The organism is Paenibacillus sp. BR1-192 (assembly GCF_029542445.1).
In the GTDB taxonomy this organism is placed as follows: domain Bacteria; phylum Bacillota; class Bacilli; order Paenibacillales; family Paenibacillaceae; genus Paenibacillus_AQ; species Paenibacillus_AQ lautus_A.
The window spans coordinates 1714375-1738608 of record NZ_CP120718.1; the positions used below are offsets into that span (position 1 = coordinate 1714375).

At 54.3% G+C, this 24234-nt stretch carries 19 protein-coding genes; 17 read left to right on the top strand and 2 right to left on the bottom strand.

Features of this window, described 5'->3' with window-relative positions:
- Window positions 1–125: 125 nt before the first annotated feature.
- From P0X86_RS07270 to P0X86_RS07295, 6 genes are all read left to right on the top strand, one after another.
- Entirely contained in the window at window positions 126–1157 is a 1032-nt protein-coding gene (locus tag P0X86_RS07270) for a C45 family autoproteolytic acyltransferase/hydrolase (RefSeq protein ID WP_277749012.1), read from the top strand.
- Window positions 1150–1740: a hypothetical protein gene (locus P0X86_RS07275; protein ID WP_277748226.1), complete on the top strand. Its 591-nt coding sequence runs from the start codon at window positions 1150–1152 to the stop codon at window positions 1738–1740. The genes P0X86_RS07270 and P0X86_RS07275 overlap by 8 nt, the downstream gene beginning before the upstream one ends.
- A 379-nt stretch (window positions 1741–2119) precedes the next feature.
- Window positions 2120–2821: an ABC transporter ATP-binding protein gene (locus P0X86_RS07280; protein ID WP_009591627.1), complete on the top strand. Its 702-nt coding sequence runs from the start codon at window positions 2120–2122 to the stop codon at window positions 2819–2821.
- A gap of 10 nt (window positions 2822–2831) precedes the next feature.
- Complete coding sequence (locus tag P0X86_RS07285) at window positions 2832–6146, top strand: FtsX-like permease family protein (protein ID WP_277748227.1); 3315 nt, start codon at window positions 2832–2834, stop codon at window positions 6144–6146.
- Between the two features lie 283 nt (window positions 6147–6429).
- Complete coding sequence (locus tag P0X86_RS07290; RefSeq protein WP_277748228.1) at window positions 6430–8172, top strand: ABC transporter ATP-binding protein; 1743 nt, start codon at window positions 6430–6432, stop codon at window positions 8170–8172.
- A complete protein-coding gene (locus tag P0X86_RS07295) occupies window positions 8153–10015 on the top strand; it encodes an ABC transporter ATP-binding protein (RefSeq protein WP_096775256.1) in 1863 nt (620 codons plus the stop codon). The genes P0X86_RS07290 and P0X86_RS07295 overlap by 20 nt, the downstream gene beginning before the upstream one ends.
- Before the next feature lie 309 nt (window positions 10016–10324).
- Here the strand turns inward: P0X86_RS07295 and P0X86_RS07300 are convergent, their stop codons facing one another.
- A complete protein-coding gene (locus tag P0X86_RS07300; protein WP_213580478.1) occupies window positions 10325–11719 on the bottom strand; it encodes an MFS transporter in 1395 nt (464 codons plus the stop codon).
- A gap of 119 nt (window positions 11720–11838) precedes the next feature.
- Between P0X86_RS07300 and P0X86_RS07305 the strand changes: the two genes are divergently transcribed.
- The 11 genes from P0X86_RS07305 (at window position 11839) to pepT (ending at window position 23167) form a co-directional block, all read left to right on the top strand.
- Window positions 11839–12750, top strand: coding sequence for a LysR family transcriptional regulator (locus P0X86_RS07305; RefSeq protein WP_192569434.1), 912 nt, complete (start codon window positions 11839–11841; stop codon window positions 12748–12750).
- 348 nt (window positions 12751–13098) lie between these two features.
- A complete protein-coding gene (locus P0X86_RS07310; RefSeq protein WP_277748229.1) occupies window positions 13099–13875 on the top strand; it encodes an ABC transporter permease in 777 nt (258 codons plus the stop codon).
- Window positions 13872–14672: an ABC transporter permease gene (locus P0X86_RS07315; RefSeq protein WP_277748230.1), complete on the top strand. Its 801-nt coding sequence runs from the start codon at window positions 13872–13874 to the stop codon at window positions 14670–14672. Before P0X86_RS07310 ends, P0X86_RS07315 begins: the two co-directional genes overlap by 4 nt.
- A gap of 15 nt (window positions 14673–14687) precedes the next feature.
- Window positions 14688–15674 carry an ABC transporter ATP-binding protein gene (locus P0X86_RS07320; RefSeq protein WP_277748231.1) on the top strand — a complete coding sequence of 329 codons (987 nt, stop codon included), beginning with the start codon at window positions 14688–14690 and terminating at the stop codon, window positions 15672–15674.
- Window positions 15675–15767: 93 nt separating this feature from the next.
- On the top strand, window positions 15768–16442 hold the full coding sequence (locus P0X86_RS07325) for a response regulator transcription factor (protein WP_213580480.1): 675 nt from the start codon (window positions 15768–15770) through the stop codon (window positions 16440–16442).
- Between the two features lie 169 nt (window positions 16443–16611).
- Window positions 16612–17112: a DUF3995 domain-containing protein gene (locus tag P0X86_RS07330; RefSeq protein ID WP_213580481.1), complete on the top strand. Its 501-nt coding sequence runs from the start codon at window positions 16612–16614 to the stop codon at window positions 17110–17112.
- Between the two features lie 217 nt (window positions 17113–17329).
- On the top strand, window positions 17330–19300 hold the full coding sequence (locus P0X86_RS07335) for a tetratricopeptide repeat protein (protein ID WP_096775264.1): 1971 nt from the start codon (window positions 17330–17332) through the stop codon (window positions 19298–19300).
- A 145-nt stretch (window positions 19301–19445) separates the two neighbouring features.
- Entirely contained in the window at window positions 19446–20207 is a 762-nt protein-coding gene (locus P0X86_RS07340; protein WP_096775265.1) for a methionine ABC transporter ATP-binding protein, read from the top strand.
- Complete coding sequence (locus tag P0X86_RS07345; protein WP_015733860.1) at window positions 20200–20898, top strand: methionine ABC transporter permease; 699 nt, start codon at window positions 20200–20202, stop codon at window positions 20896–20898. Before P0X86_RS07340 ends, P0X86_RS07345 begins: the two co-directional genes overlap by 8 nt.
- A gap of 54 nt (window positions 20899–20952) precedes the next feature.
- On the top strand, window positions 20953–21789 hold the full coding sequence (locus P0X86_RS07350; protein ID WP_277748232.1) for a MetQ/NlpA family ABC transporter substrate-binding protein: 837 nt from the start codon (window positions 20953–20955) through the stop codon (window positions 21787–21789).
- A 145-nt stretch (window positions 21790–21934) separates the two neighbouring features.
- On the top strand, window positions 21935–23167 hold the full coding sequence (gene pepT, locus P0X86_RS07355) for a peptidase T (RefSeq protein ID WP_213580483.1): 1233 nt from the start codon (window positions 21935–21937) through the stop codon (window positions 23165–23167).
- A 72-nt stretch (window positions 23168–23239) separates the two neighbouring features.
- On the opposite strand, the gene P0X86_RS07360 is transcribed toward pepT, so the two are convergent.
- Window positions 23240–24124 (bottom strand): helix-turn-helix transcriptional regulator, encoded by an 885-nt coding sequence (locus P0X86_RS07360; RefSeq protein WP_213580484.1) that lies wholly within the window; start codon window positions 24122–24124, stop codon window positions 23240–23242.
- Between the last annotated feature and the right edge of the window lie 110 nt (window positions 24125–24234).

Consider the following 24234-nt stretch of genomic DNA (forward strand, 5'->3'; position numbering starts at 1 on the left):
GCTCCTTCCCAGCATGCAAACATGCGGGGTTGGAGCTTTTTTTATTGGAAGGAGGGTGAATTCCATCTATAATCGGATGAGGGATATATTCCCATATGGAATACCGTCTGGGTGGAGGGATCAAAATGCCGGATTACAAGGTAAACATCTTGCAGCTTAGAGAAGATAACTATTATAACGGGCTTAAGCTGGGCCGCAGCCTGCGAAATCAGCCCATATTGAAAGCTTTCGAAGCGGCCACCAAACCGGAGATCGACACGGAACAGTTGAAGAGCATCTATAACGAGTTTGCCCCGCAGCTGCTAACGGAGCTTGAAGGACTGGCGGAAGGTTTGGAAATGTCCTTTCCCAAAGCCGCGGCGCTTTTGGGCGGATACGACGTCCCGAAAATCGCGGCCATGGGCTGCTCGGCGATGATCACGGCCTCGTATTACGTAAGAAATTACGATTTTACGCCTGCGTTTTACGATGGTTATTTTACTGTGGCTCAAGCCGATCAAGGCCTGGCAACCGCGGGCTATAATTTGCAGGCCATAGGCAGGCATGACGGGGTGAATGAGCAAGGGCTTGCCGCCGGGCTGCATTTTGTCAGCTTTGACGGATACCGGACGGGACTGTCGCCTTGGGTCGGCGTTCGGATGATACTGGAATCGTGCAGTACGGCAGAAGAAGCGTCTTATATGCTGCGCCATATTCCCCATGCGGCTTGTTATAACTTTTCAATAGGAGATGCACGGGGCAACATGGCCGTTGTCGAGGCAAGCCCGGACCAAGTGATTCCCCGTGCTGGCGGGGAGGCGGCAATTGCCTGCGTTAACCATTATGAGGCGTTGACGGGCAAAAACAGGCCTGCCATCGAGCATTCCCTGCGGCGTAAACGTTACCTCGACAGCCTGGATGCGGAACGGTTAACCCAAACCGAGGCTTTCGGTTTGTTTAAGGATCCAAAGTCCCCGTTGTTTTTTACGGATTACGACGATTTGTTCGGAACGCTGCATACCTTTTCGTACGCCTTCGAAGATGGAAGGGTCATGACCTCGCTTGCTCAGGGCGGCGTGCTTGATTTTTCGTTCAGGGAGTGGATCCGGGGACAAGATATCCCCGAAGCGGCGTTGACGGGACATATCGATGGATATGAGGACGGACAGCGTGTTTAAAGCTCGGGCAGCAGGATTGCGCTTGGGTGCAATCGCGGCATTATTAGTCCTCCTGCTGCTTTGTGCCGGAAAAGCCGATGAGGATATGACGCTTCAGAACGAGATCAACATTCCTTTTTTATATCGATTGCTAATGTCGTATGCCCCGGATTCATATACAGTAGAAAGCCAATACGGCAAACCGGAAATCGTAAGAAAAGAACAGGACTATACGTATGAAATTCACGAAATGGCGGATGGCAGCAAGCTGGTTTCGTTCTTTTATCCCCGAGGTGGACATCTCACGGATCAATGGCGGCTTAGCCGCCTCCCGGAGCGGAGCGAGTTTGATGTTTTGGTTCCAGGAGAAGCCCTTGCTCAAGAAGTCAAACGGATCGATCCCTATTTTAAGCTCATGACCGACGCGAGCCATGAGACGGGAACCAGCGAACATCGTCTCCGGGATACCGGATTGGCCACGATTCAATACAAGCACGCAGGGGGCAGATGGATCGTGGATTCGATCGAGTACACGGCTCAGGACCCTTCCGGTTTCGTAACGAAGCTTCGTGCGGAGGACCGGGCGATCTTCTGGAAATCATAGGATGTTTATCATGGCTTTATTATGAGCGCTTCTTCCGGGTGAAGGAGCGTTTTTTGTGCCGTTCGTGCATGCCGAATTTGGAACATTCTGTGACTTAGCCGTCTGGGGCGGTTCAGTGTTTTCATTGGCGGATTTGTTTATGCTACACTGGTTTTAAGGATGGATTCACGGATCAGGACAAGCCAAACAAGTGAATCTAACAACGAAGAACACGCAAATAGAATAGTCCGCTGCACAGGTTTAGGTAGACGCCGCAGTACGTATCCGTATAGACATTGACCATCCTGCAGCTGACGCGCTTATAGACCGCTTGGGTTACCTAATTTTCTACATAACGTTCCAGGCCGAAAAGGCAACGATGAGTTGGGAGTGGAGTGACATGGCTTTTGTGAGCATTAAGGATGGATATAAGCGCTATCGGATGGGCGAGACCACCATTGTAGCCAACGACGGAATCAACCTGGAGATCGAAAAGGGCGAGTTCGCGATTATCGTCGGTCCCAGCGGGGCAGGAAAATCCACGGTGCTGAACATATTGGGCGGCATGGACACCGCCGATGAGGGGCAAGTGCTGGTGGATGGAACGGACATAGCCAAGTTCAACAGCAAGGAGCTGACGGGATATCGGCGCAATGACGTCGGATTTGTGTTCCAATTTTACAACCTGGTTCCCAATCTGACGACAAAAGAAAACGTGGAATTAGCCTCGCAGATTTCGCCCCGAGCTCTGGATGCCGAGCAAGTGCTGCGGGATGTCGGCCTGGAGCAGCGCCTGAACAATTTTCCGGCACAGCTGTCCGGCGGCGAACAGCAGCGGGTGGCGATTGCCAGGGCGCTTGCCAAGCAGCCGAAGCTGCTTCTCTGCGATGAACCCACGGGTGCGCTTGATTACCATACCGGGAAGCAGGTGCTCAAGCTGCTCCAGGATACCTGCCGCCACACGGGAACGACCGTTATCGTCATTACGCATAATTCTGCCCTGGCACCGATGGCCGATCGAATCATCGAGATCAACAATGCCAAGGTTCGGAAGACGGTGGTGAATCCGAATCCCGTTTCCGTAGACAGCATTGAGTGGTAGGGAGACATCGATGATGAGGAAGAAAGCGTTATGGACTGATATTTTCCGGGAAATATCGCGGACAAAGGCACGGTTTCTGTCCATTTTTGCGATTATTATGCTCGGCGTTGGCTTTTTCGCGGGGATCAAGGCCACCGGGCCTGATATGCTGGATACGGCGGATCACTACTATAAGGATTTAAAACTGATGGACCTTAAGGTTCAATCGACCTTGGGTCTCGAACCAAGCGATATTGAAAAGCTGAAACGGGTTGCCGGCGTGGATGCGGTTCAACCGGGCTACGGCGCGGACGTATTTCTCGGCGACAGCGGGCGGATCGCGAAGGTGCTCTCCTATGACCCAGGAAATAATCTGAATCAATATGTGCTTACAGAGGGGCGAATGCCAGAGGCAGCAGGCGAAATCGTCATCGATGCAGGAGAGAGAGGAAACGAATTTAAAATAGGGGATCAGGTCACCTTTACCAATCCGGATCAGGAAGTGGATTTGGGGGAAACGTTTGATCATCTGACGTATACAGTCGTTGGAAGAGCGAAAAGCCCGCTGTTCATAAGCAGCATGAGCCGGGGAACGAGCGGTATCGGCAAAGGAACGGCGGATGTATTTGCCGTTATTCCGGAGAAGGATTTTAAACTGCCTGTTTATACGGAAGTCTACTTGACCTTTCATGACACGGCGGAACCTGCTCCTTATACAGCCGAGTATGACGAGAAAATCAGCCGGCACAAAGAAGCGGTTGAACTGGCGCTGGAGGCCATGCCGCAGGAGCGGCTGGCGGAAATCCGTGCAGAAGGTCAGAAGAAGCTGGACGAGGCGACGCACAAAATCGAGGATGCCAAGAGGCAGCTTGCCGATGCGGAGCAGGAGTTAACGGATGCGAGGCTCAAGCTGAATGAAGGCGAGCAAGCGTACCGCGATGGGGTGAACAAGCTTCAGGCCGAGCTGGCCCAAGGGCAGGCTAAACTCGATGCGGCGGAAAAAGAACTTTCGCAAGGCAGAGCGGAACTGAAACGCAATCAGCAGAAGCTGGAACAGGGCCGGAATCAGCTCAAGACGGGTCAGAGCCAATTGGATCAGCAAAAGGCGGAACTTGCGCCGAAGCTGGCACAAGGACAGCAATTGGCGAAGGCGCTGCAGCAAATCTCCGGCTTGGACCCGGAGGTCATTCCTGACGAGCAGAGGCAAGAGCTGCTCTCGGCAGCTCAGTCAGCCGATCCGAAACTAGCGGTCGCCGTCGGCGGCTTCATGGACGGCGCATTGGACGGCGCTGCTTTGCGACAGGCGGCTTCCGCGTTCCAGCGTGGCCTGGGCGAGGCTTCGCTGCAGCTGGATCAGGCTGAGCAGAAGCTGGATGCAAGCGAAGCAGAGCTGAAGGACGGGCAGGCTAAGCTTCGGGAAGCCGAGCGTCAGCTCGCGCAGGGCGAGGCTTCGTTGAAGCAAGGAACCGAAGAGCTTGCAGCCGCCAGACGGGAGGGGGAAGCCAAGCTCGCGAATGCGAAAGCGGAGCTTGCCCAAGGACAGGCGGACTACCGGGAAGGTCAGGAGAAATTCAAAGAGGAAAAAGCAAAGGCTATGCGGGAGATCGCCGACGGCGAGAAGGAAGTGGCCGAGGGCCGGAAGGAGCTGGATCAGCTTGAGCTTCCCAAGGTCTATGTCATGGACCGCAGCGTCAACCCGGGATATACCGAGTACAGCGATAACGCGGACCGCTTATCTTCCATTGCGACCGCGTTCCCGGTTTTCTTTTTCCTGATCGCGGCCCTCGTCAGTCTGACGACGATGACCCGGATGGTTGAGGAGCAGCGGCTGCAGATCGGAACCCTGAAAGCCCTCGGTTACAGCGACCGGGACGTGATGAAAAAGTTTCTGGTCTATTCGACGCTGGCGAGCGTTGCCGCATCGGCTGCCGGACTGGCCGTCGGCTTTACCCTGTTTCCCGCCATCATCTATGATGCTTACGGCGCTTTGTATAATCTGCCCGATGTAAGAACCAGCTTCTATCTCAGCTATAGCATCGTCTCGGTTGTCGTGGCTGTGCTCTGTACCACCATGACGGCTTATGTGGCCGTGCGGGTGGAGCTTCGAAGCAACGCCTCGGTCCTGATGCGTCCAAGGGCGCCCAAAAACGGATCCCGCATATGGCTGGAGCGAGTGCCATGGGTGTGGAACCGGCTCGGCTTTATTGGAAAAGTAACCGCGCGAAATCTCTTCCGCTACAAGCAGCGGATGTTCATGACGGTCTGCGGCGTGGCCGGGTGCACGGCCCTCATTCTGACCGGTTTCGGTCTTAAGGACTCCATCGGGGATATCGCGCCGATGCAATACGGCAAAATCATGCAGCACCAGGCGACCGTGGTATTCCAAGAAGATAACGGCGAGAGCGGCGGGCTGGAGGACTATAACAAGCGCCTAGCGGGAGTTCCGGAGATTACGGGAATCCTGAACGTGACCCAGGAGGCGATGACCGCGGCGGCCCCCGGCGTGAACGGCCAGGATGTGAATTTGTTCGTGCCGCAATCGCCGGAGAAGATCGATTCGTTTATCGTGCTGAAGCCCCGCGAACAGGAGCAGACGCTGTCGCTGACGGATGACGGCGCGATCATTACCGAGAAGCTGGCCAAGCTGTTCGATCTCGGCATTGGCAGCACATTCACGGTTCAGAACAGCGATAATGAACCCTTTGAAATGCGCGTGGCGGGGATTACGGAGAACTATGCCTTGCACTACGTGTACATGACGCCGAAATACTACGAAGACATTTTTGACGCAGCGCCCGAAGCGAACAGCCAGCTATTGACTTATGACCGTAAGGATCCGGGCTGGGAGGATCGGCTCGGGGAATCGCTAACCGCAAGCGAACGGGTCGCCATGGTGAGTTTCACGAGCGGCGTGAGCGACGCCTTCAGCGATACGATGGACAGCATGAACGTCGTGGTGGTCGTCCTCATTGTGTCCGCTGCGGCCCTCGCGTTTGTCGTGCTGTACAATCTGACGAATATCAACGTATCCGAACGGATACGCGAGCTGTCGACGATTAAGGTGCTTGGCTTCTACGACAAGGAAGTAACCATGTACATTTATCGCGAAAACATGATCCTGACCGTGCTCGGGATCATAGCGGGCAATCTGGCAGGCATTTTCCTGCATCGGTTCGTGCTCCTGACCGCAGAAGTGGATGCGATGATGTTCAGTCCCACCATCCATGAAATCAGTTATGGCTACGCGGCGCTGCTGACGCTGCTGTTCTCGGCCATCGTCATGGCTTCCATGCATTACAAGCTGAAGCGGATCGACATGATCGAAGCGCTGAAGTCCGTGGAATAACATATAGTTCGGCAAGAGAGCCATTTTCGCGGGAGACGATCCTTGTGAACGGGCTCTCTTTTTCGCTGCCTGTTCATCCTGGTTTTTATGTTGCGCCAGCGTGAAGAGGTAATGGAATGCGATTTCCGGCGATAATTTTCATCCGCCGGCAAGATCTAGGAGAAAATATATTATAATAGACATATCCAGCCAATGTACGAACTAATATTGCTACTACATGAAGACCTGTGGGTAAATGATGTAAGAAATAGGATAAGGGTCTTCGACACTCGGAGGAATGCATATGGGAATTGTCTTCTCGATCTTGAAAAAGTACCGCGTTGCAGCGATTGCGGCACTTGCCATGATGCTGATCGAGCTCACCGTCGAGCTGATTCAGCCGCTGCTTATCTCCAAAATCATCGACGACGGCATACAGAAGCAGGACATGTCCGTCGTATGGATGTGGGGAGCCGTTTTGACTGGAAGCGCTATTATAGCCTTCATCGCCGGGATATCCAGCTCTTTTTTTGCGGCGCATACGAGTCAGGGGCTCGGTTATGATCTTCGCGATCAAATGTATGACAAGGTGCAGTCATTCTCTTATTCGATATTTAACCGGTTCGCCACTTCATCGTTGATTACCAGGCTTACGGGTGACGTCACCCAGATTCAGGACACGGTGTTCATGGGCTTGCGGTTCATGACGCGCGTTCCGCTGGTGGTGCTCGGCAGCATTATCATGGCACTGGTCGTGAATGTGAAGCTGGGCTTGCTGCTTGTGCTGACCGTGCCCGTATTGTTTATTTTCATCGCTTGGATCATGAAGCGGGCTGCCGATGCGTTCCGCAGCGTCCAGCAGCGGCTGGATGCGGTGAACGGCGTCATCCAGGAGAATCTGACCGGGATTCGCTTGATCCGCGTATTCGTGCGCATGGGTCATGAGATTGAACGCTTTGCCCGCACTTCCGGCAAGCTGATGAGCACCACCGTCTCGACCTTGCGATTAACGGAGACCACGATGCCGTTTATTCTCCTCGTTATGAACGCCGGGATCATGGCGGTCCTGTGGTTCGGCCGCAAAGATATTGCGTCCGGCAGTGCCAGCGTCGGCGAGGTGGTCGCCGTCGTCAACTACTCCCTGCGCTGCATCGGCGCCATGTCCGCCCTGTCATGGGTCGTCGTTGCCTTTTCCCGCGGACGGGCTTCCGCCCAGCGTGCGCAGGAGGTGCTGGGCACGGAGGATACGGCGGCAGGCGTAAACAAGGACCAAGCCGGAAAAGTGGATATTCAGGGGGGCGTCAAATTCGAGCAAGTGAGCTTCAGTTATCCGGGCAGCGACATCGACGTCCTGACGGATATTTCCTTTGAAGCGAAGCCCGGTGAGCGCATCGCCATCATGGGAGCCACGGGTTCCGGCAAATCCTCGCTGGTCCAGCTGATTCCGCGGCTTTACGAGGAAGAGAAGGGGACCGTGCTCGTAGACGGCGTGGACGCCGCGTCGATCGATGAGGTGAACCTGCGCAGCAGCATCGGCTATGTGCCGCAGGAAGTGCTGCTCTTCTCCGGGACGGTGCGGGAGAATATTGCTTGGGGACGCGAGGATGCAACGATGGAAGAAATTCAGGAGGCGGCTCGCCGAGCTCAGATTCATGAGACCATTGAGCATCTGCCTAACGGGTATGACACGATGCTGGGCCAGCGCGGGGTCAATTTGTCCGGCGGACAGAAGCAGCGCCTGTCGATTGCGCGGGCGCTCGTGCGAAAGCCCGCCATCCTCATTCTGGACGACAGCACCAGCGCTCTTGACGTCCGAACGGAAGGCGCCCTGCTGGATGCCCTCAAGGATTTATCCTGCACGACGTTTTTGATTACGCAGAAGATCAGCTCGACCACTTCGGCGGATTTGATTTTGCTGCTGGATGACGGGCGTTTGATCGGAAAAGGGAATCATGACGCTTTAATGAAAAGCTCCGCTCTGTATCGACGCATCTATGAATCCCAGTATGGAGAGGAGGCGCAGCATCATGCTCAAGGCATTCACTGAACCGTTTCGTCACCCGAAACCGAAGCTGGATCTTGACAAGAACAAGGATGGCGGCAGCCGTGGCGGCAAGCCGAAAGCCAAGGCCAAAAACTGGTCGGGCACCCTCTCCAGGATATGGACCTATCTTGCCCGGCGCAAAGGGAAACTCGCGCTCGTGCTGCTGATGGTGATGTTCAGCTCGGGCCTGGCGCTGCTGGGTCCCTATCTGCTCGGCGTCGGGGTGGACAAATTTCTGGATGATGTAAGAAATCCCGACAGCTCCATCGATTCCGCCTGGCTGTACTTTCTGGTTGGCCTGGCCGTCGTATATGTCCTCCAGGCCTTAACCACCTGGCTGCACAACGTCTGGATGATCGGCATCGCCCAAGAGACCGTGTACCGGATGCGGATGGATCTGTTCACGCATCTGCACCGGCTGCCGATTCCGTTCTACGGCAAGCGCCAGCAGGGCGAAATCATGAGCCGTCTGACGAATGACATCGAGAACGTGAGCTCGACGCTCAACAGCTCGGCCATTCAAATCTTCTCGAGCGTGCTGACCTTAATCGGCACGTTAACCGTCATGTTATGGCTTAGCCCGCTGCTTACGCTGCTGACGTTCCTGGTCGTGCCCCTGATGATGATGGGGATGCGTTGGATTACCCGCCGAACCGGCCCGCTGTTTAAAGAGCGTCAGCGCAATCTGGGGGATCTGAACGGTTACATTGAAGAAACGCTGTCCGGGCAGCGAATCATCAAGGCTTTTTCCCAGGAGGAACGGGTGGTCCGCGAATTCGATGAGCGCAATCAACGGATTCGTCTATCGGGCTTCTGGGCGCAGAGCATATCGGGCTTCATTCCGAAGCTGATGAACGGGCTCAACAATTTGAGCTTTGCGATCGTAGCAGGCATTGGCGGCATTCTGGCGATTCAGGGCCATATTACGATCGGCGTCATCATTATATTCGAAAGTTACGCGCGGCAGTTTACGAGACCGCTGAACGATCTGGCGAACCAATGGAATACGCTGCTCTCCGCCATTGCAGGTGCGGAACGCGTATTCGAAGTGCTGGACGAAGAGGTGGAAGCGAAGGATGAAGGAGCGGCCGTCACGCTGAAGAGCGTAGAGGGGGCGGTCAAGTTCGACAAAGTCTCGTTCTCTTACGATAAAGACGGGGACACCCTGGAAGGCATCAGCTTTGAAGCAAAGCCCGGCGAGATGATTGCGCTGGTCGGTCCGACCGGTGCGGGAAAAACCACCTTGATCCAGCTTCTCTCCAGGTTCTACGATCCGGACAGCGGAAGCATTACCCTGGACGGCCGGGACATTTCTTCGATCCGCAGGGAAAGCCTGCGTTCGCAGATGGCTTTCGTGCTTCAGGATTCGTTCCTGTTTCAGGGCACCATCCGTGAGAATATCCGTTTCGGCCGGCTGGATGCGACCGACGAAGAAGTGGAGGAAGCCGCAAAATTGGCTAACGCCCACTCGTTCATCGTGCGCATGAAGGACGGTTATGACAAAATGCTCAAGCCTGACGGCAGCGGCATCAGCCAAGGGCAGAAGCAGCTGCTTGCGATCGCAAGGGCGATTCTGGCCAACCCCTCCATGCTGGTGCTGGATGAAGCGACAAGCAGCATCGATACCGTAACGGAGATCAAGATCCAGGAAGGGCTGCAGCGATTGATGAAAGGCAGGACGAGCTTCGTGATAGCCCATCGTCTGAATACCATCCGCTCCGCCGACCGCATCCTGGTGCTGAAAGACGGACGCCTGCTGGAGCAGGGCTCCCATGATGAGCTGCTGAAGCAGGGAGGGTTCTACAGCGACTTATATCATGGACAGCTGAAGCGCGCCGCCATGTAACCTTAGAGTGGCACCAAGAGGAAGAAGCGCATGTTCTTCTCTGCCCGCAGCCGCGTTTGGACGTATAAGGGTTACCAGGTATAGGCAGGTACCATAAGTATCCATAGCATCGTCATCGTATTTAACAAATTAGAGGCATCAGGACATCATCAAAACCACCGGAGCGGCTTACAGCCAAGCGTTGCTCCGGTGGTTTTTTTGTCGGCATGCGCGGATTCAGATCTGCGCAGCCTGTATGCGAATAGCCCCGATCATAGTCGGATGGGCAGGCATGTTTTCATCAAACGACCCCGCATTGGCTGCCGTTCCTTATTTGGATCCGGTGGTTTGAACCTGCAGCTTATGCTGTGCAGTCCTGCCAAATTGCAGCATAAACAGCAGAAGGATTCCTGCTTGCAACGCCACCAAGACGATATAGATGTTGCTGTAGGTCGATGCTCCCTGTACCATGTTCAGCGGGTTCCAGCGGGAGCCGGCGCCAAGGTCGACGGCTTTGCCGTAAACCCCGGTGGCAATCGCGCCGGACAGGAAGTTAAGCAGGGAGAACAGTCCCATGCCGACGCCGGTTTGCTCTTTGGGCAGCGATAAGGAAATCGTCTTGGAGAGCGAGATTTGCATAAACATGATACCGACGTTGCCGAAGATCAGGAACAGTGCAATCAGGAGCGGCGATACGCCAGCAAAGGTGGACAACAGGGCAAAGCACAGCAGCAGCAGGGTGGAAGCCGTATAGAATAAATAGCGGGTTCCCTTGGTATCCGCGAGCTTGCCGCCTCTTCCGCCGAGCATGGCCGTGACGACGGCACCGGGCACCATGACAAATCCGATCCATCCCGGAGCCAGACCGTTCAAATCCGACAGCAGCTGCGGAGTAAGAAAGGGCAGCGCATACCCGACGCTCATGATGAACATGCCGAGGACAAGTCCGACTGTATAGCTTGGGTTGCGGAATAAACGGGGCTGGACAAAAGGCGCTTTAGCCGAACGAATGCGCAGAAGGAACGCAAGGAACAGGATCAGGCTGCCTAAACCGAATATCCAGCCGCCTTGGGTCACCGAGAGGAGCAGCAGCGCGACCGTTCCGGCCAGAAGGCCGCCGCCGAGCCAATCGATCCGTGCGCCCTCGCCCTGTTCATTGCCCAGATATTTGCGATAGAGAGGGAGGGTGACCAGGATGAGCAGCGGAATGAAAAAGAGCCATCTCCAATGGAACGTGCTAACGACCAATGCGGAAACCACTGGCCCGACCGCGTTGCCGATAGCGAGCCCGGTCGCCGTTATGCCGAGTGCGCGGCCCCGGTTTTCCGCAGGGAAGTAACGGACCGGAATGATCATGGCGATTGCCGGAATGACGGCTGCCCCCGCTGCCTGAAGGATCCGTCCCAGCAGCACCATCCAGTAGGCCTGTGCGGCCAAGCCCGTGATGGAACCGACAAAGAAGAGAAGCAATCCGAAGGTGACCAGATTTTTGAGTTTATAGGTGTCGGCCAATTTTCCGTACAGGACGGAGCCTATGGCATAGATGAGCATGTAAATCGACGATACCCAGCTGACCTGGGCGAAGGAAAGCCGGAATTCCTGGCTGATTTCCGGAAGCACGATATTAAACATGGTTGCGCTCATCGACGAGAGAATCATCGTAAACGCCAGAATGCGTATTAATTTTTCAGCCGGCGGCTGTTGCGGTTGTTGATGTTCGTTCATGTGATTTCCCCCTTTCCTTTGGTTACGATTTATTCTACAATCGATAGTTAATAAATAAAAATATATATTATGACATGCATTCATATACTCAAGGATATCAATAAAGGAGGAAGAACCCCATGGAACTGCTTCAGCTGCATTATTTTCAGACGGTGGCCCGAATGGAGCATATGACCAAGGCCGCGAAGGAACTTCGCATTGCCCAGCCTGCGCTCAGCAAGACGATTGCCCGCCTGGAGGAAGATTTGGGGGTGCCTCTGTTTGATCGGCAGAGCCGGCAAATTAAGCTCAATTCATTCGGGAAGGCTTTTCTGAAAAGCGTCGATACGGCGTTATCGGCCCTAGAGGAAGGCAGGAGGGAAGTGTCCGATTTGGCAGGCATGGAGCGGGGGAGCATCCGCATAGCAACGACGGCATTGCCCCGGCTGTCCAAAGCCCTGGGCGCTTTCCGCGCGCGATATCCTGACGTGAATTTTCGCATCATTCAGATTCCGCCCGACTCCACGATGGAGATGGTGCAGATGCTGGAAAACGGAGAAATCGATCTGTGCTTTACCGCGGCGGCCCTGGACGAAGACCACATTCGGGAGATTCCGGTCCTCCATGCGGAGGTGTTCCTGGCGGTGCCTCACGGCCATCGATTGGCGGGACGGTCCCGCATTTCCCTTCAGGAGGTGGCGGGGGAGGCCTTCATCGAGTACAAGGCAGGCCATCCGTTTCGTAAAATGAACGAAGAGTTTTGCCGATTGGCCGGGATCAGCCGGGAAGTCGTATGTGAAGTCGATGAGCCGGCGGCATTGTCCAGCCTCGTATCGGCCGGGCTTGGAGCCGCATTTGTACCCGGATGCAAAGGGGACGACATGCCCCCGTACGCGATGGTGCGCATCGAGAAGCCTTCCTGCTACCGCACCTTTACCATAGCTTGGCTGGAGCGGCGCTACTTGTCCAAGGCCGCAACGGAGTTCCAGTCATTCCTGGTAGACTATTTCGGCGAGTTTCAGGAGCCGATGAAGCATAAAGACGTGATCTGACAAATCACGTCTTTTTTCTGTCCGGCCGCCTCCCTTCTACATAAGCCGAGCATTCCCTTCATACCGTTTTTTAGACCAAAGAACAGGGAGAAGTAGATTGCCACGCCCGTTGGTTACTCTTCATGACGATGAGGTCTTCGCACGCCCTTGACGTTTGTTCTCAACCGGCTTAGGGAGAAGAAGGCTTCTTTTTAACGCCGGAACTTCCGCCTGATATTCACTTGATATCCCTTGCGAAAAAATCCTTGCCTGAAATGGAACGTTCTGGTATGCTATTGTCCTTCTCTCATTTTCGCCTTGTCTGAAGTGGATGGGTCCGCCATCTAAAATGCTTATCGGAGGTGCTTCATGCTTTATTTCACATTGGCTTCCAAAGCCTATGCCCGCAATTTGCAGTACCGCGGCGCCCACATGGTGCACAATGTCGCCAGTGCGATGTTCGGCTTCATGTATGCCTGTATCTGGCTCGGACTCGGCGCCGATTACGCGCTCGGAGATTACGGAACGCAGGGAATGGTCGGCTACATCGCCTTTACGCAATCCGCGCTCTGGGTTTCCAGTTTCGTCACGAATGGCCTCGGCATCCCCCAAGCCGTGCGAACCGGCCATATTTCCCTGGATTTGATGCGTCCCGTTCATTTGTTCAGTCATTTGATGGCCAAGGAATGGGGTCAAATCGCCTACCAATTCGTTTACAAAACAATCCCGATTTACCTGGTGTATTATTTTGCATTCTCGCTGCAGCTGCCTGGAAAAGCAGTCACCTTCCTCTACGTTGCCATTGCGCTCGCAGGCGCCGCCTACTTATCGATTTGCATCAACTATCTCATCGGCGCATCGGCATTATGGACAACGGAATCGTCTTGGTTGTATTGGGGCAACCACGCGATGATCAATCTCCTAGCCGGTTTCTTCATTCCCATCGAATGGTTGCCGGGCTGGCTTCAGGCGATTGCCTGGTGGTCGCCGTATCCGTATCTGCTCTATGTGCCGACCCGGATCTATCTGGGCTTCGATGACGTTTCCCATCTGTGGGGCACGTTGTCATGGAGCGTGCTGCTGACGCTGGCAAGCCTGCTGGCTACCGGATTCCTAAGGCGGAAAGTGGAGGTGCAGGGAGGATGACCGCGAGATCCTGGCTATCCCTGTATGCGCTGCTGATCCGTACGAGCATCAAAAGCCGCATGCAGTACAAATTCAATTTCATCCTGGCTTCGTTTCTTGCCGCATTGATCCAAATTTCCGAGTTTCTCATGGTCGCCATCGTCCTCTACAAGTTCGGAGCCATTCAGGGCTGGTCCATGCATGAAATCGGGTATTTGTTTGCCGTCATGACGCTGTCGAAGACGCTCTACCGGACGCTTGCGGATGAAGTGCATCATCTTGAGAGATATCTGGTCAACGGGGAGCTTGACCAGCTGCTGACCCGCCCCATGCCGGTGCTGCTGGCGCTCATGCCGCAGAAATTCCGAATCATGCTGGGCGAAGTGCTGGAGGGCGGCTTTCTGCTCTGGTGGTCGCTGCATGGCATGATGGCGGCAGGTCAGGTGGGATGGAGCGCGGTGCCGCAATCGCTGTACATTATCGTCACGGGTGCCGTCATCCTGTTCTCGATCGGCCTTGCGACCGCAACCTTCGGTTTTTGGACGACCCGGATCACCGAGCTTCAGAACCTGACGGAGGACGCAGCCCGGACGGCGGCCCAGTATCCGCTCACGCTGTATCCCAAATGGATGTCGTCGATCCTGCTGATCGTGGTCCCGGTCGGTTTGGTCAATTATGTCCCATCGCTATACATACTGCGGGGCGAGCTCGGAGCCTGGGTGCTGCCTGCGTTGGCTGGAGCGGCCCTGTTATGTCTCGGTTTAAGCCTGAGGTTCTGGCAGTTTGGTTTGACGAAATATCAAAGTACAGGGAGCTAAAGGAGGAATGCGTCCATGATTGAAGTGAGCAACATACGCAAGGAGTTCAAAACGCCGGTCGTGAAGGAGGGGCGCTTCTCCGGTCTGCGAACCCTGTTTACGAGAGAATACCGGACGAAGGAAGCCGTGAAGGGGATCAGCTTTCAAGTGGAGCCGGGGGAATTCGTCGGTTACATCGGTCCGAACGGCGCCGGCAAATCCACAACGATCAAAATGCTGACCGGCATTCTCCACCCGACCTCGGGCCGCGTATCGATCGGAGGTTTGAATCCGCACAAGGAACGGCGCAGCGTCGTGAACAATCTGGGCGTCGTATTCGGTCAGCGCAGCCAGCTGTGGTGGGACTTGCCGGTGAAGGATTCCTACGATATTTTGGCGAAAATGTACTGCGTGGATCAGGCGGACAAGGAGCGCAGACTCGGACAGTTTGCCGAACTTCTGGATTTACGGGCGTTCTGGGAAACGCCTGTGCGCAAGCTGTCGCTCGGGCAGCGCATGCGCGCAGACCTCGCGGCCGCGATGCTGCATGATCCGGACGTGCTGTTCCTGGATGAGCCGACGATCGGCCTGGACGTGAACGCCAAGCGGAACATCCGCCATTTTCTCAAGCTGGTCAACGAGCAATTCGGCAAGACCATCCTGCTCACGACGCATGACATGGACGATATCGAACAGCTCTGCAATCGCGTAATGGTCATTAACAACGGCGAGCTTTCCTATGATGGAACGGTGAAGTCCCTGCGCGAGACGATCGGGCTGCCTACGGTCATCACCGTGACCTTCCGCGGACCTTTTGTTATCCCTGAGCAGTTTCAGGGGGAAGGCAATCTTTCCGTCCCGATCCGCGTGACAGGTTCTCTGGATAACACCGTCACGATTGAGGTGAACCGCCGCGAGATGAACACGCTTGATATTTTTAAAGAGCTGGGCCGCTGGGGCGAGCTGGATGATATCGATATGGAAGATCCCGATTTTGAAGACGTGATTCATAAGGTATACTGACTAAATCAAGAGAGGGCTTCAAATAGGAGCCCTCGTTTCACTCCAATATGCTAAACTACCAGTATATCCCTCATAAGGAGTCAAACATAGACGATGAGTTTTACTATTTTATACATAGAAGACGATAAGGAGATCGGCGCTTGGTCCAAAGATTTTTTAATCGAACTTGGCTATAAAGTGATCTGGAGGACTTCAGGCCATGATGCTATGGAATCTTTTGAAAAGTGCAGCCTGGTCATACTGGACATCATGATCCCAGGATTGGATGGCTATACGATCGGACAGCGGTTCAAGCAGCGCCGTCCGGATGTACCGATCTTAATGCTGACTGCCAGAACGTCAATGGAGGATAAACTGCAAGGGCTATCCTTTGCCGACGATTACATGACCAAGCCGTTTCATCCCGACGAACTGGCTGCACGCATTCAGGTGCTGTTAAGACGTTCTGGTTCAATGGCTTCGGATAACCTCCAGGTGAAGCATTTAAATATTGACCGGAGAACGAACCGTATATTAAATACGGAAACGATGGATGAAATCGTTCTTACGGGCAAGCAATTTCACATTTTCATGTATTTAATCGATCATTTGAATCAAATATTGACCCAAAAGCAAATCTACGAGGCCGTATGGAGGGAACCGTATATTCATGGCGACAAATCGCTTATGGTGCATATTCGCCATTTACGGGAGAAGATCGAGATCGATTCAAGCTCTCCTCAAATTATAGAAACGATCCGGGGGGTCGGATACCGGGTGTGCTCATGAATGTGGGTCGCTCGCTTATTCAGACAAAGGAAATGAACTTGCAATGGGAAGTGAAGTCCATTCTTAGCCGAACCTCAGCTATGGTTTGGGCGGAAATTTAAACGAAACTTAAACTCCGAGTCAACTTAATGCTCTCTTTAGATAGGTATGATGAGCTTGAGGTGATGAAATGAATGAATCAAGAATGAAAAAAGCGGGGGTTGTTGCCTGCATTGCTGCTGTGCTGTATGCCCTTCCCCATTATTGGTGGGGGCTTGGCTTCGGGTTTGCATTCCCCGGGGATTTCCAGGAGACGCCGGATGATTTTTGGTCGCATGCGATCGGCTACTGGGGAATGGGAACCATCGCTATGTTGGCTGCCGTCTTCGCGCTTGCTTTCGCCAGGCCTTGGGGGAGACGACTGCCGAAATGGATGTTAGTTGTTCCGGCAACAGCCGGTTCGGTGTTGTTGTCATTATGGGGATTTATCTATTTCGCCCTGCAGTATCTGTTAGCGGTTGGACGCGTTCAGTCGGCCCCGATGCACGCTGCTCAAGATGCAAGCCCCATGGCGGCGTGGGGATACTTCTGGTATGCGCTCTTTCTGGTCTGGGGAATTTCGCTAGGCATGGCTGCATACCATGCCGGAAAAACCAGTTGGCAGAAAACGGAGGAATATTTCACTAAATAATCGGAAGTAATATTTTGGATTGCACATTTTTGGTATCTTTATACAATATAATAGGATACACACCGAAAGAGGAGCCTGCAGGAGGTTCCTCTTTAATTTGGGTGCAAATGGACATAGAGGAAGTATAATATAGAGATAAGGCGAAAGCTGCCCCGGCTCTAATCATGCGAGCCCTAGAAACCCAAGAATAACATCTACATACAAAGGATGAGCCACCATGAAGTTGATGAAGCGGATCTGGTTCCGTATCGGTAACCATTACAGGAAGAAGCGGGATTTTGAGCAAGCCCTTAAATATATGAGAAAAGGCGAGAGCGCCATTACAAGTTTTAATGACAAGCTGCACTATGCGGAACTGCTGCACAACAGCGGCTATTCGGATGAGGCCGTGGCTTATCTGGGACGCGTGATCGAAACGAGCGGCAGCCATCGCGCGTACGAGCGGCGCGCCCATATTCTGCGCGAGCTGAACCGGGAGCGCGAGGCCATCGAGGATTTGGATGAAGCGATTCGATTGAATGCGGACAATTATATGAATTGGTATACCCGGGGCATTGCGCACAAGGATTTGAACCAGTACGACGAGGCGATCCGGGATCTGAAGGAAAGCATCAAGCGGGAGGACGACAGCACGGTAATTTCAACCTACTATGAACTGGGCATGGCTTATTACGAGAGCGGGAATCCGGCGGAAGCGGCGCGCTATTTTCGTTTAAGCATCCAGAAGCCGGAGCGCGCCATTCCGATGTATTACTACATGCTGTCGGTGTCGCTGGATCTGATGGATCATGTGCAGGAAGCCGTGGGCGTCCTGCAGGAGGGAATCCAGCTGGCTGACCGGTATGAAGCAGAAGCGGATGGCGGATATGCGCTGTTCGCGGGAAGCACCAACTACAGCTATGGCGCATTCCAGACGTTTCAGCGGCAAGCGCGCGAGGCGTATTCCTTCCGGAAGCCGATGGCGGATCTGTACGTGCAGCTGGGGGATTTGGGGCAGGCCGAGCACTATCTGTCGGAGGCCATTGAACGGTATCCGGATACGTACGAACTTTACTTAAAGAGGGCGGAGGTCTTGAACCGGTCCGGCAGCAAAGCTGCGGCCAAAGCCGATTTGGAGTGGGCGATCGAGGCGGAACCGGACGATTACCGCGCTTATTTCGATTTGGCCCGTATCTACCGCGAGGATGCCCGGGAAGAGGAAGCCTTCGAGCTGATTTCGAAGCTGTATGCGAGACAGCCGGATTCCCCGCTGGCTTGCTACTGGATGGCCGACTGCTACTACCGGCTGGGTCGCCAGGAGGAGGCGCTGGCGATCAATGACAAGCTGCTTAAGCTTGAGCATGATGACGCGCCCAATTATGTGCAGCGTGCCGATATTTATATGGAGATGAACGATCTGCCGTCTGCGGAGCAGGCTTTGAAGGAAGCGGCCGCGCTCCAGGACGGGACCGAGATCCGCAACAAGCTCAGCTACGTGCTCTATCTTCAAGGACGCAACGAGGAAGCGCTGCTGGAGCTGCAGGAAGCGGTTAAGCAGGAGGAAGCCTTCTCCGAGCACCCGACGTACCTGGCGGCCAGCGGTCATATTTACAAGGAGATGGGCATGTGGGATCTTGCCATCGATGCGTATTCCCAGGCGATTCAAGCGCATCCGTCCAATCCGCGATTCTATGAATTCCGCGCCGTTTGCTTCGTGGAGACCGGCCAGCTCGAGCGGGGACTGGCGGACTGCGCTCAGGGGCTCAGCTTGAACCCGGGGCAGGGAAGCCTGTACAGCCTGCGAAGCGGAATTTATTATTCGATGGGAGACTACGCGCGCGCGAAGGAGGATACGCTGCAAGTGCTGGAGCTTTCGCCGGGTCACCCCGGGGCATATTTCAGGCTGGGGCAGATTTATTACAAGGATCAGGACGAAGATGCGGCATTGGCTGCATTTGACGAGGTGCTGAAGGTGGTGCCGGAGCATGCCGAAAGCTATCTGTACAAAGCGCATATCTATTACGGCCAGTTTGAGCATGAAGATGCGGTGCAGGCGATCGTGAACTGGAGTTTGCATCTTCAGAAGGAGATGCCGGCTGCGGAGAAAATTCAAGCCATCGAAGGCCTTGAGGGTTTTGAGGAAGGTTTGCTGGATAAGGCGGTTGAACGCTTAACGGGCATGTATGGACATCAGCTTTATCTATCTTGAGAGCATGCACTTTCTGGCAGTGGGCAAGGGGTGTCACATTTTGTCTAAAATTATGGTATGATTCAATTGTTGTTGCAGCATCATGTGCTCGCAGGCGGTATCGCCACGCGGGCTTTCTTCATGTGGCAAGGAGGGGGATTTTAGGATGATCTCGCTGCAAGAGGTCAGTAAAAGCTATGGCAACGGCGCGGACCGTTACCTGGCAATCGATGCCGTCTCTCTCGATATTGAAGAGGGCAGCATACACGGGATCATCGGCGCCAGCGGAGCCGGTAAATCGACGCTGCTGCGCATCATGAACGTACTGGAGAGACCGGACGCCGGCATAGTCTCGGTGAATGGACGGGAGCTGACCGCCCTTGGCGGCAGGGAGCTTCGGGAGGCAAGAAGGTCCATCGGCATGATCTTTCAGCTGTTCCAACTGGTCAGCAACCGGACGGTATGGGGCAACGTGTCCCTGCCGCTTGAGCTGGCAAAGGTACCGAAGTCTGCCCGTGCGGAGCGCGTTCAGGAGGTCCTGCGCTTTGTCGGGCTGGAGGATAAAGCGAAGTCATATCCTGCTCAGCTTAGCGGCGGCCAGAAGCAGCGGGTAGCGATTGCCAGAGCTTTGGCCAATTCGCCGACCGTCTTGCTGTGCGATGAGCCGACGTCTTCCCTGGATCCGCGGACGACGGCGGATATTCTGGATGTGTTAAGACATATTAACCGGACGCTGGGGGTTACGATCGTCATCGTCTCGCACGAAATGGACGTGGTGAACGGCATTTGCGACCATGTGTCCGTGATGGAGGACGGCCGCTTGACCCGAACGTACCGTAATCGCCAACAGGATGGAGAGGTGCCTCGAGGTACCGGAACTCCAACTAACGGTGCTGAAGAAACGGGGGGACTGGGCTTCTATGAATGACATCATTCAATACGTGAACGATTATTTGGCCTATGTCCTCCAGTATCAGCATGAAATATGGCGGGCGATCGGCGAGACGTTCATTATGGTGGGCATTTCGATTGCTGCCGCTATAATACTGGGTCTTCCGGTCGGAACACTGCTATTTCTGTGCCGAAAAGGACAGCAGTATGAGAACCGGCTATTGTTCTCCATTCTGAATGCTCTGGTCAACGTTATACGGTCATTTCCGTTTCTGCTGCTTGTCGTTGCCATGATTCCGGTCACAAGGTGGATTGTCGGTACATCGCTCGGCACGGTGGCCGCTGCCGTGCCGCTATCCGTCGTAGCGGTTGCCTACTACTCCAGATTGGTTGAGCAATCCCTGCTGGAGGTGCCGAAGGAAGTGATGGAGGCCGCCTCTTCCATGGGGGCCTCCACGATCCAGATGATATTCAAGTTCCTGTATGTGGAGGCCAGGTCGGGTCTTGCGCTCGGACTGACAACCTCCACGATCAGTTTTATTTCGTACTCCACGGTCATGGGGATCGTGGGCGGGGGCGGCGTCGGGGATTTCGCTATCCGCTACGGGTACCAGCGATTCGAGGAAGAGATCATGACGTTTACGATCATCATCATGATCATTCTGGTACAATCGATCCAGTTCGGCGGGAACCTGGCTTCCAGGCTGCTGGACAAAAGAAAAGTATAATTGCGGTTTTGAACATGCTTGCACAGATTATTTTTTACCTGGAGGTAACCTAAAATGAATAAGAAATTATCGCTGCTTCTGCTGATCCTCATGCTTGCGCTTGCGGGCTGCGGACAGCAGCCGGCCAAGGACGAAGCCCCGGAGAGCGCGGCGCCCGAAGCGAAAGAAGAAGTGACGCTGAAGGTCGCAACGCTCATTCCGCCGATGACGGAAGTGCTTGAGCTGGTGAAGCCGATGCTGAAGGAAGAGGGCATCAATTTGGACATCCGGATTCTGTCCGATAATGTGCAGCCGAACAATGCGCTTGCCCATAAAGAGGTGGATGCGAATTTCTTCCAGCATGTACCGTACATGGAAGAGTACAATGCGAACAACGGGTCGGAACTGGTTCCGGTCACGCCGATCTATAATGCCGTTTTCGGCGCGTACTCCAAAAAATACAAAATCATCGAAGAGCTTCCGGACGGCGCAACGATAGCGATTCCCAACGATCCTTCCAACATCGGCCGATCCCTGGTGATGTTTGAGAAGAACGGTCTGATCAAGCTGAAGGAAGGCGTCGGCATCCAAGCGACGCAGGCCGACATCGTCGAGAACCCGCATCAATACAAGTTCACCGAGGTGGATCTGCTGATGCTGGCCCGCACCCTCGACGACGTCGATATGGTGGCCATGACGCCGGCCTATGCCAAACCGTTGGGACTGACGCCTAAGAAGGACGCCCTGGTAACCGAGGGCAACGACTCCGATTTCACCATTACGCTGGTGGCCCGCAAGGATAACGTGGATTCCGAGCCGATTCAAAAGCTCGCCCAGGCGATGACCAGCCCCGAAGTGAAGAAATTCTTCGAGGAGAACTATTCCGAGATCGCGCTGCCGGCTTTTGAATAAATCAACGTTTCATTTTGGCCATAGCCTGACCGTTCCCCTGGTTTTCGGGGAGCGGTTATTTTTTTGAGCGCAGGCAAATATGGTATACTCTTGATGGATTTGAGAGGTGCACCTTACATACCATACGTATTGGAGTTGAGAATTTATGAAAAAAGAAGTAATCGACAGACTCATTACCTATGCGCAGATGGATACGCAATCCGACGAGAACAGCCACACTTGCCCTTCTACCCCGGGGCAGCTGACGCTGGGCCGGCTGCTGGTGGACGAGCTGAAGGGCATCGGCATGCAGGAGGTCACCATGGATGAGAACGGCTATGTGATGGCCACGCTTCCGGCTAACACGGATAAACCCGTCCCGACCATCGGCTTTTTGGCACATATCGATACGGCGACCGATTTTACGGGTGCCGGCGTCAAACCGCGGATCGTCGAACAATATGACGGACAAGACATCGTTTTGAATCAAGCGCAGAACGTGATCCTCTCCCCGCGCGATTTTCCGGAGCTGAGCGGTTACAAAGGACATACGCTTGTGACAACGGACGGCACAACGCTGCTGGGCGCCGACGATAAAGCGGGCATTGCAGAGATCATGACGGCGATGAATTACCTGATCCAGCATCCGGAGCTGAAGCACGGCAAAATCCGCGTGGCCTTCACGCCCGACGAAGAGATCGGTCGAGGACCGCATAAATTCGACGTGGAGGCCTTTGGCGCCAAATACGCGTATACGATGGACGGGGGGCCGCTGGGAGAGCTGCAATACGAAAGCTTTAATGCGGCGGCCGCGCTCGTGACTTGCAAAGGCAAGAACGTCCATCCCGGAACGGCCAAGGGAAAAATGGTCAACGCGGCGAAAATCGCCATGGAGCTGAACGGCATGCTCCCTGCGGAAGAAGCGCCTGAACATACCGAGGGGTATGAAGGCTTCTTTCATCTCACTTCCATCGAAGGCGATGTGGAGGTGACCGAGCTTCGTTATATTATCCGCGACCATGACCGGGAGCTGTTCGAAGGCAGGAAAGCCAAGCTGGCTTCCATCGTCGAAGAGCTTCAGGACAAGTATGGAGCCGAGCGGATCGTGCTTCAGATGAAAGACCAATATTACAATATGCGGGAGAAAATCGAGCCGGTCAAAGAAGTGGTCGACATCGCGCAGACCGCGATGGAGAAGCTGGGAATCAAGCCGATCATCGAACCGATCCGCGGGGGGACCGACGGTTCCCAACTGTCGTATATGGGCCTGCCGACACCGAACATTTTTACGGGCGGGGAAAACTATCACGGACGATATGAATACGTGTCCGCCGACAATATGGTACTGGCCGTCCAGACGATTATCGAGATTGTCCAGCTGTATGAGGCGCAGGCATAAGTTAAAAGGCAGTTGTGTTATTTATAGAAGAGCTCCCGGCATTCATGCCGGGAGCTCTTTTCATTTGCAGGATCATGTTTTATTCGAGCTTTTTTCCAGGCTGTACTTATATTCGCTGGGGGTCATGCCTGTCCATTTGCGGAACTGCTTGGAGAAATAGAGAGCGTCGTTGAAACCGACGGAGGAGGCAATTTCATGGATGGAGAAGGACGATCTCATGAGTGCTTTGGCCTTCTCGATGCGTACCTTCATGAGGTACTGCATGGGCGAAAGGCCCGTATGCTGTTTGAACATCTTGGACAGATGGGCCCGGTGATAGCCGAGAGCCTTCGCCATCTGATCTATGGACAGCTGCTGGTGATATTGGGTCGAAATCCAGCGCTCCGCCTGTCTCACGCCCCGCTCAATATCCGGCACGTCATTGGAGCTCGACGGAAGAAACTCGCGGTTTAACATCGCCAGCTTATGGAGCAGCAATCGGAGCCACCCGGATGCCTGAAGATCCTCCAGCCAAGGGTGATCCGATTGGTTAAACCCGAGACGCAGATGACGGTACATCTCGGCTAGGTCGTTCAGTTCGGTTTCTTCCGTGCAGCGGATAATCGGTCTGACGGGTGTAACGCCCATATCAGCCAGCAGCAGGTTAGTGCCTTTCTCCTGCAGAGCCACCCAGTTGTAGTGCCAGGGATTCCGGTCGTCCGCTTCATAGCTGAACAGAACGCCGGGAAGGATCACGAAGGTATCGCCTGCCCGGCAGTGATGCACCGTGCCAGCGCATTCGAACACGCCTTGGCCTGTCAGGACGGTGTGAATAAGGCAGTAATCATGGATGATGGGCCCGATTTTGTGGCGGGGTACGGGCATGCCTTCGCCGCTGAACAGAATGTTCAGGTCATGACCGCCGGGCGAAGGGTTCATGCCAATCGTGTAAAGGGTATGGTCCGGCAAAATGGACATCTTTTTGGCTCCTCCTTAAACGTGTGCGAAATCGATCGATGAGCGGATATGAGATAGAGTTAGATTACATAATCGCACGACAAATGTCCATATGGCACTTGTTTTGCTCC

Coding starts and splice junctions, on each gene's coding strand:
- P0X86_RS07315 (WP_277748230.1), top strand. CDS start 13,872: ATGACCGCGAGATCCTGGCTATCCCTGTATGCGCTGCTGATCCGTACG.
- P0X86_RS07320 (WP_277748231.1), top strand. CDS start 14,688: ATGATTGAAGTGAGCAACATACGCAAGGAGTTCAAAACGCCGGTCGTG.
- P0X86_RS07340 (WP_096775265.1), top strand. CDS start 19,446: ATGATCTCGCTGCAAGAGGTCAGTAAAAGCTATGGCAACGGCGCGGAC.
- P0X86_RS07305 (WP_192569434.1), top strand. CDS start 11,839: ATGGAACTGCTTCAGCTGCATTATTTTCAGACGGTGGCCCGAATGGAG.
- P0X86_RS07325 (WP_213580480.1), top strand. CDS start 15,768: ATGAGTTTTACTATTTTATACATAGAAGACGATAAGGAGATCGGCGCT.
- P0X86_RS07280 (WP_009591627.1), top strand. CDS start 2,120: ATGGCTTTTGTGAGCATTAAGGATGGATATAAGCGCTATCGGATGGGC.
- P0X86_RS07330 (WP_213580481.1), top strand. CDS start 16,612: ATGAATGAATCAAGAATGAAAAAAGCGGGGGTTGTTGCCTGCATTGCT.
- pepT (WP_213580483.1), top strand. CDS start 21,935: ATGAAAAAAGAAGTAATCGACAGACTCATTACCTATGCGCAGATGGAT.
- P0X86_RS07285 (WP_277748227.1), top strand. CDS start 2,832: ATGATGAGGAAGAAAGCGTTATGGACTGATATTTTCCGGGAAATATCG.
- P0X86_RS07350 (WP_277748232.1), top strand. CDS start 20,953: ATGAATAAGAAATTATCGCTGCTTCTGCTGATCCTCATGCTTGCGCTT.
- P0X86_RS07335 (WP_096775264.1), top strand. CDS start 17,330: ATGAAGTTGATGAAGCGGATCTGGTTCCGTATCGGTAACCATTACAGG.
- P0X86_RS07360 (WP_213580484.1), bottom strand. CDS start 24,124: ATGTCCATTTTGCCGGACCATACCCTTTACACGATTGGCATGAACCCT.
- P0X86_RS07290 (WP_277748228.1), top strand. CDS start 6,430: ATGGGAATTGTCTTCTCGATCTTGAAAAAGTACCGCGTTGCAGCGATT.
- P0X86_RS07310 (WP_277748229.1), top strand. CDS start 13,099: ATGCTTTATTTCACATTGGCTTCCAAAGCCTATGCCCGCAATTTGCAG.
- P0X86_RS07270 (WP_277749012.1), top strand. CDS start 126: ATGCCGGATTACAAGGTAAACATCTTGCAGCTTAGAGAAGATAACTAT.
- P0X86_RS07300 (WP_213580478.1), bottom strand. CDS start 11,719: ATGAACGAACATCAACAACCGCAACAGCCGCCGGCTGAAAAATTAATA.
- P0X86_RS07345 (WP_015733860.1), top strand. CDS start 20,200: ATGAATGACATCATTCAATACGTGAACGATTATTTGGCCTATGTCCTC.
- P0X86_RS07295 (WP_096775256.1), top strand. CDS start 8,153: ATGCTCAAGGCATTCACTGAACCGTTTCGTCACCCGAAACCGAAGCTG.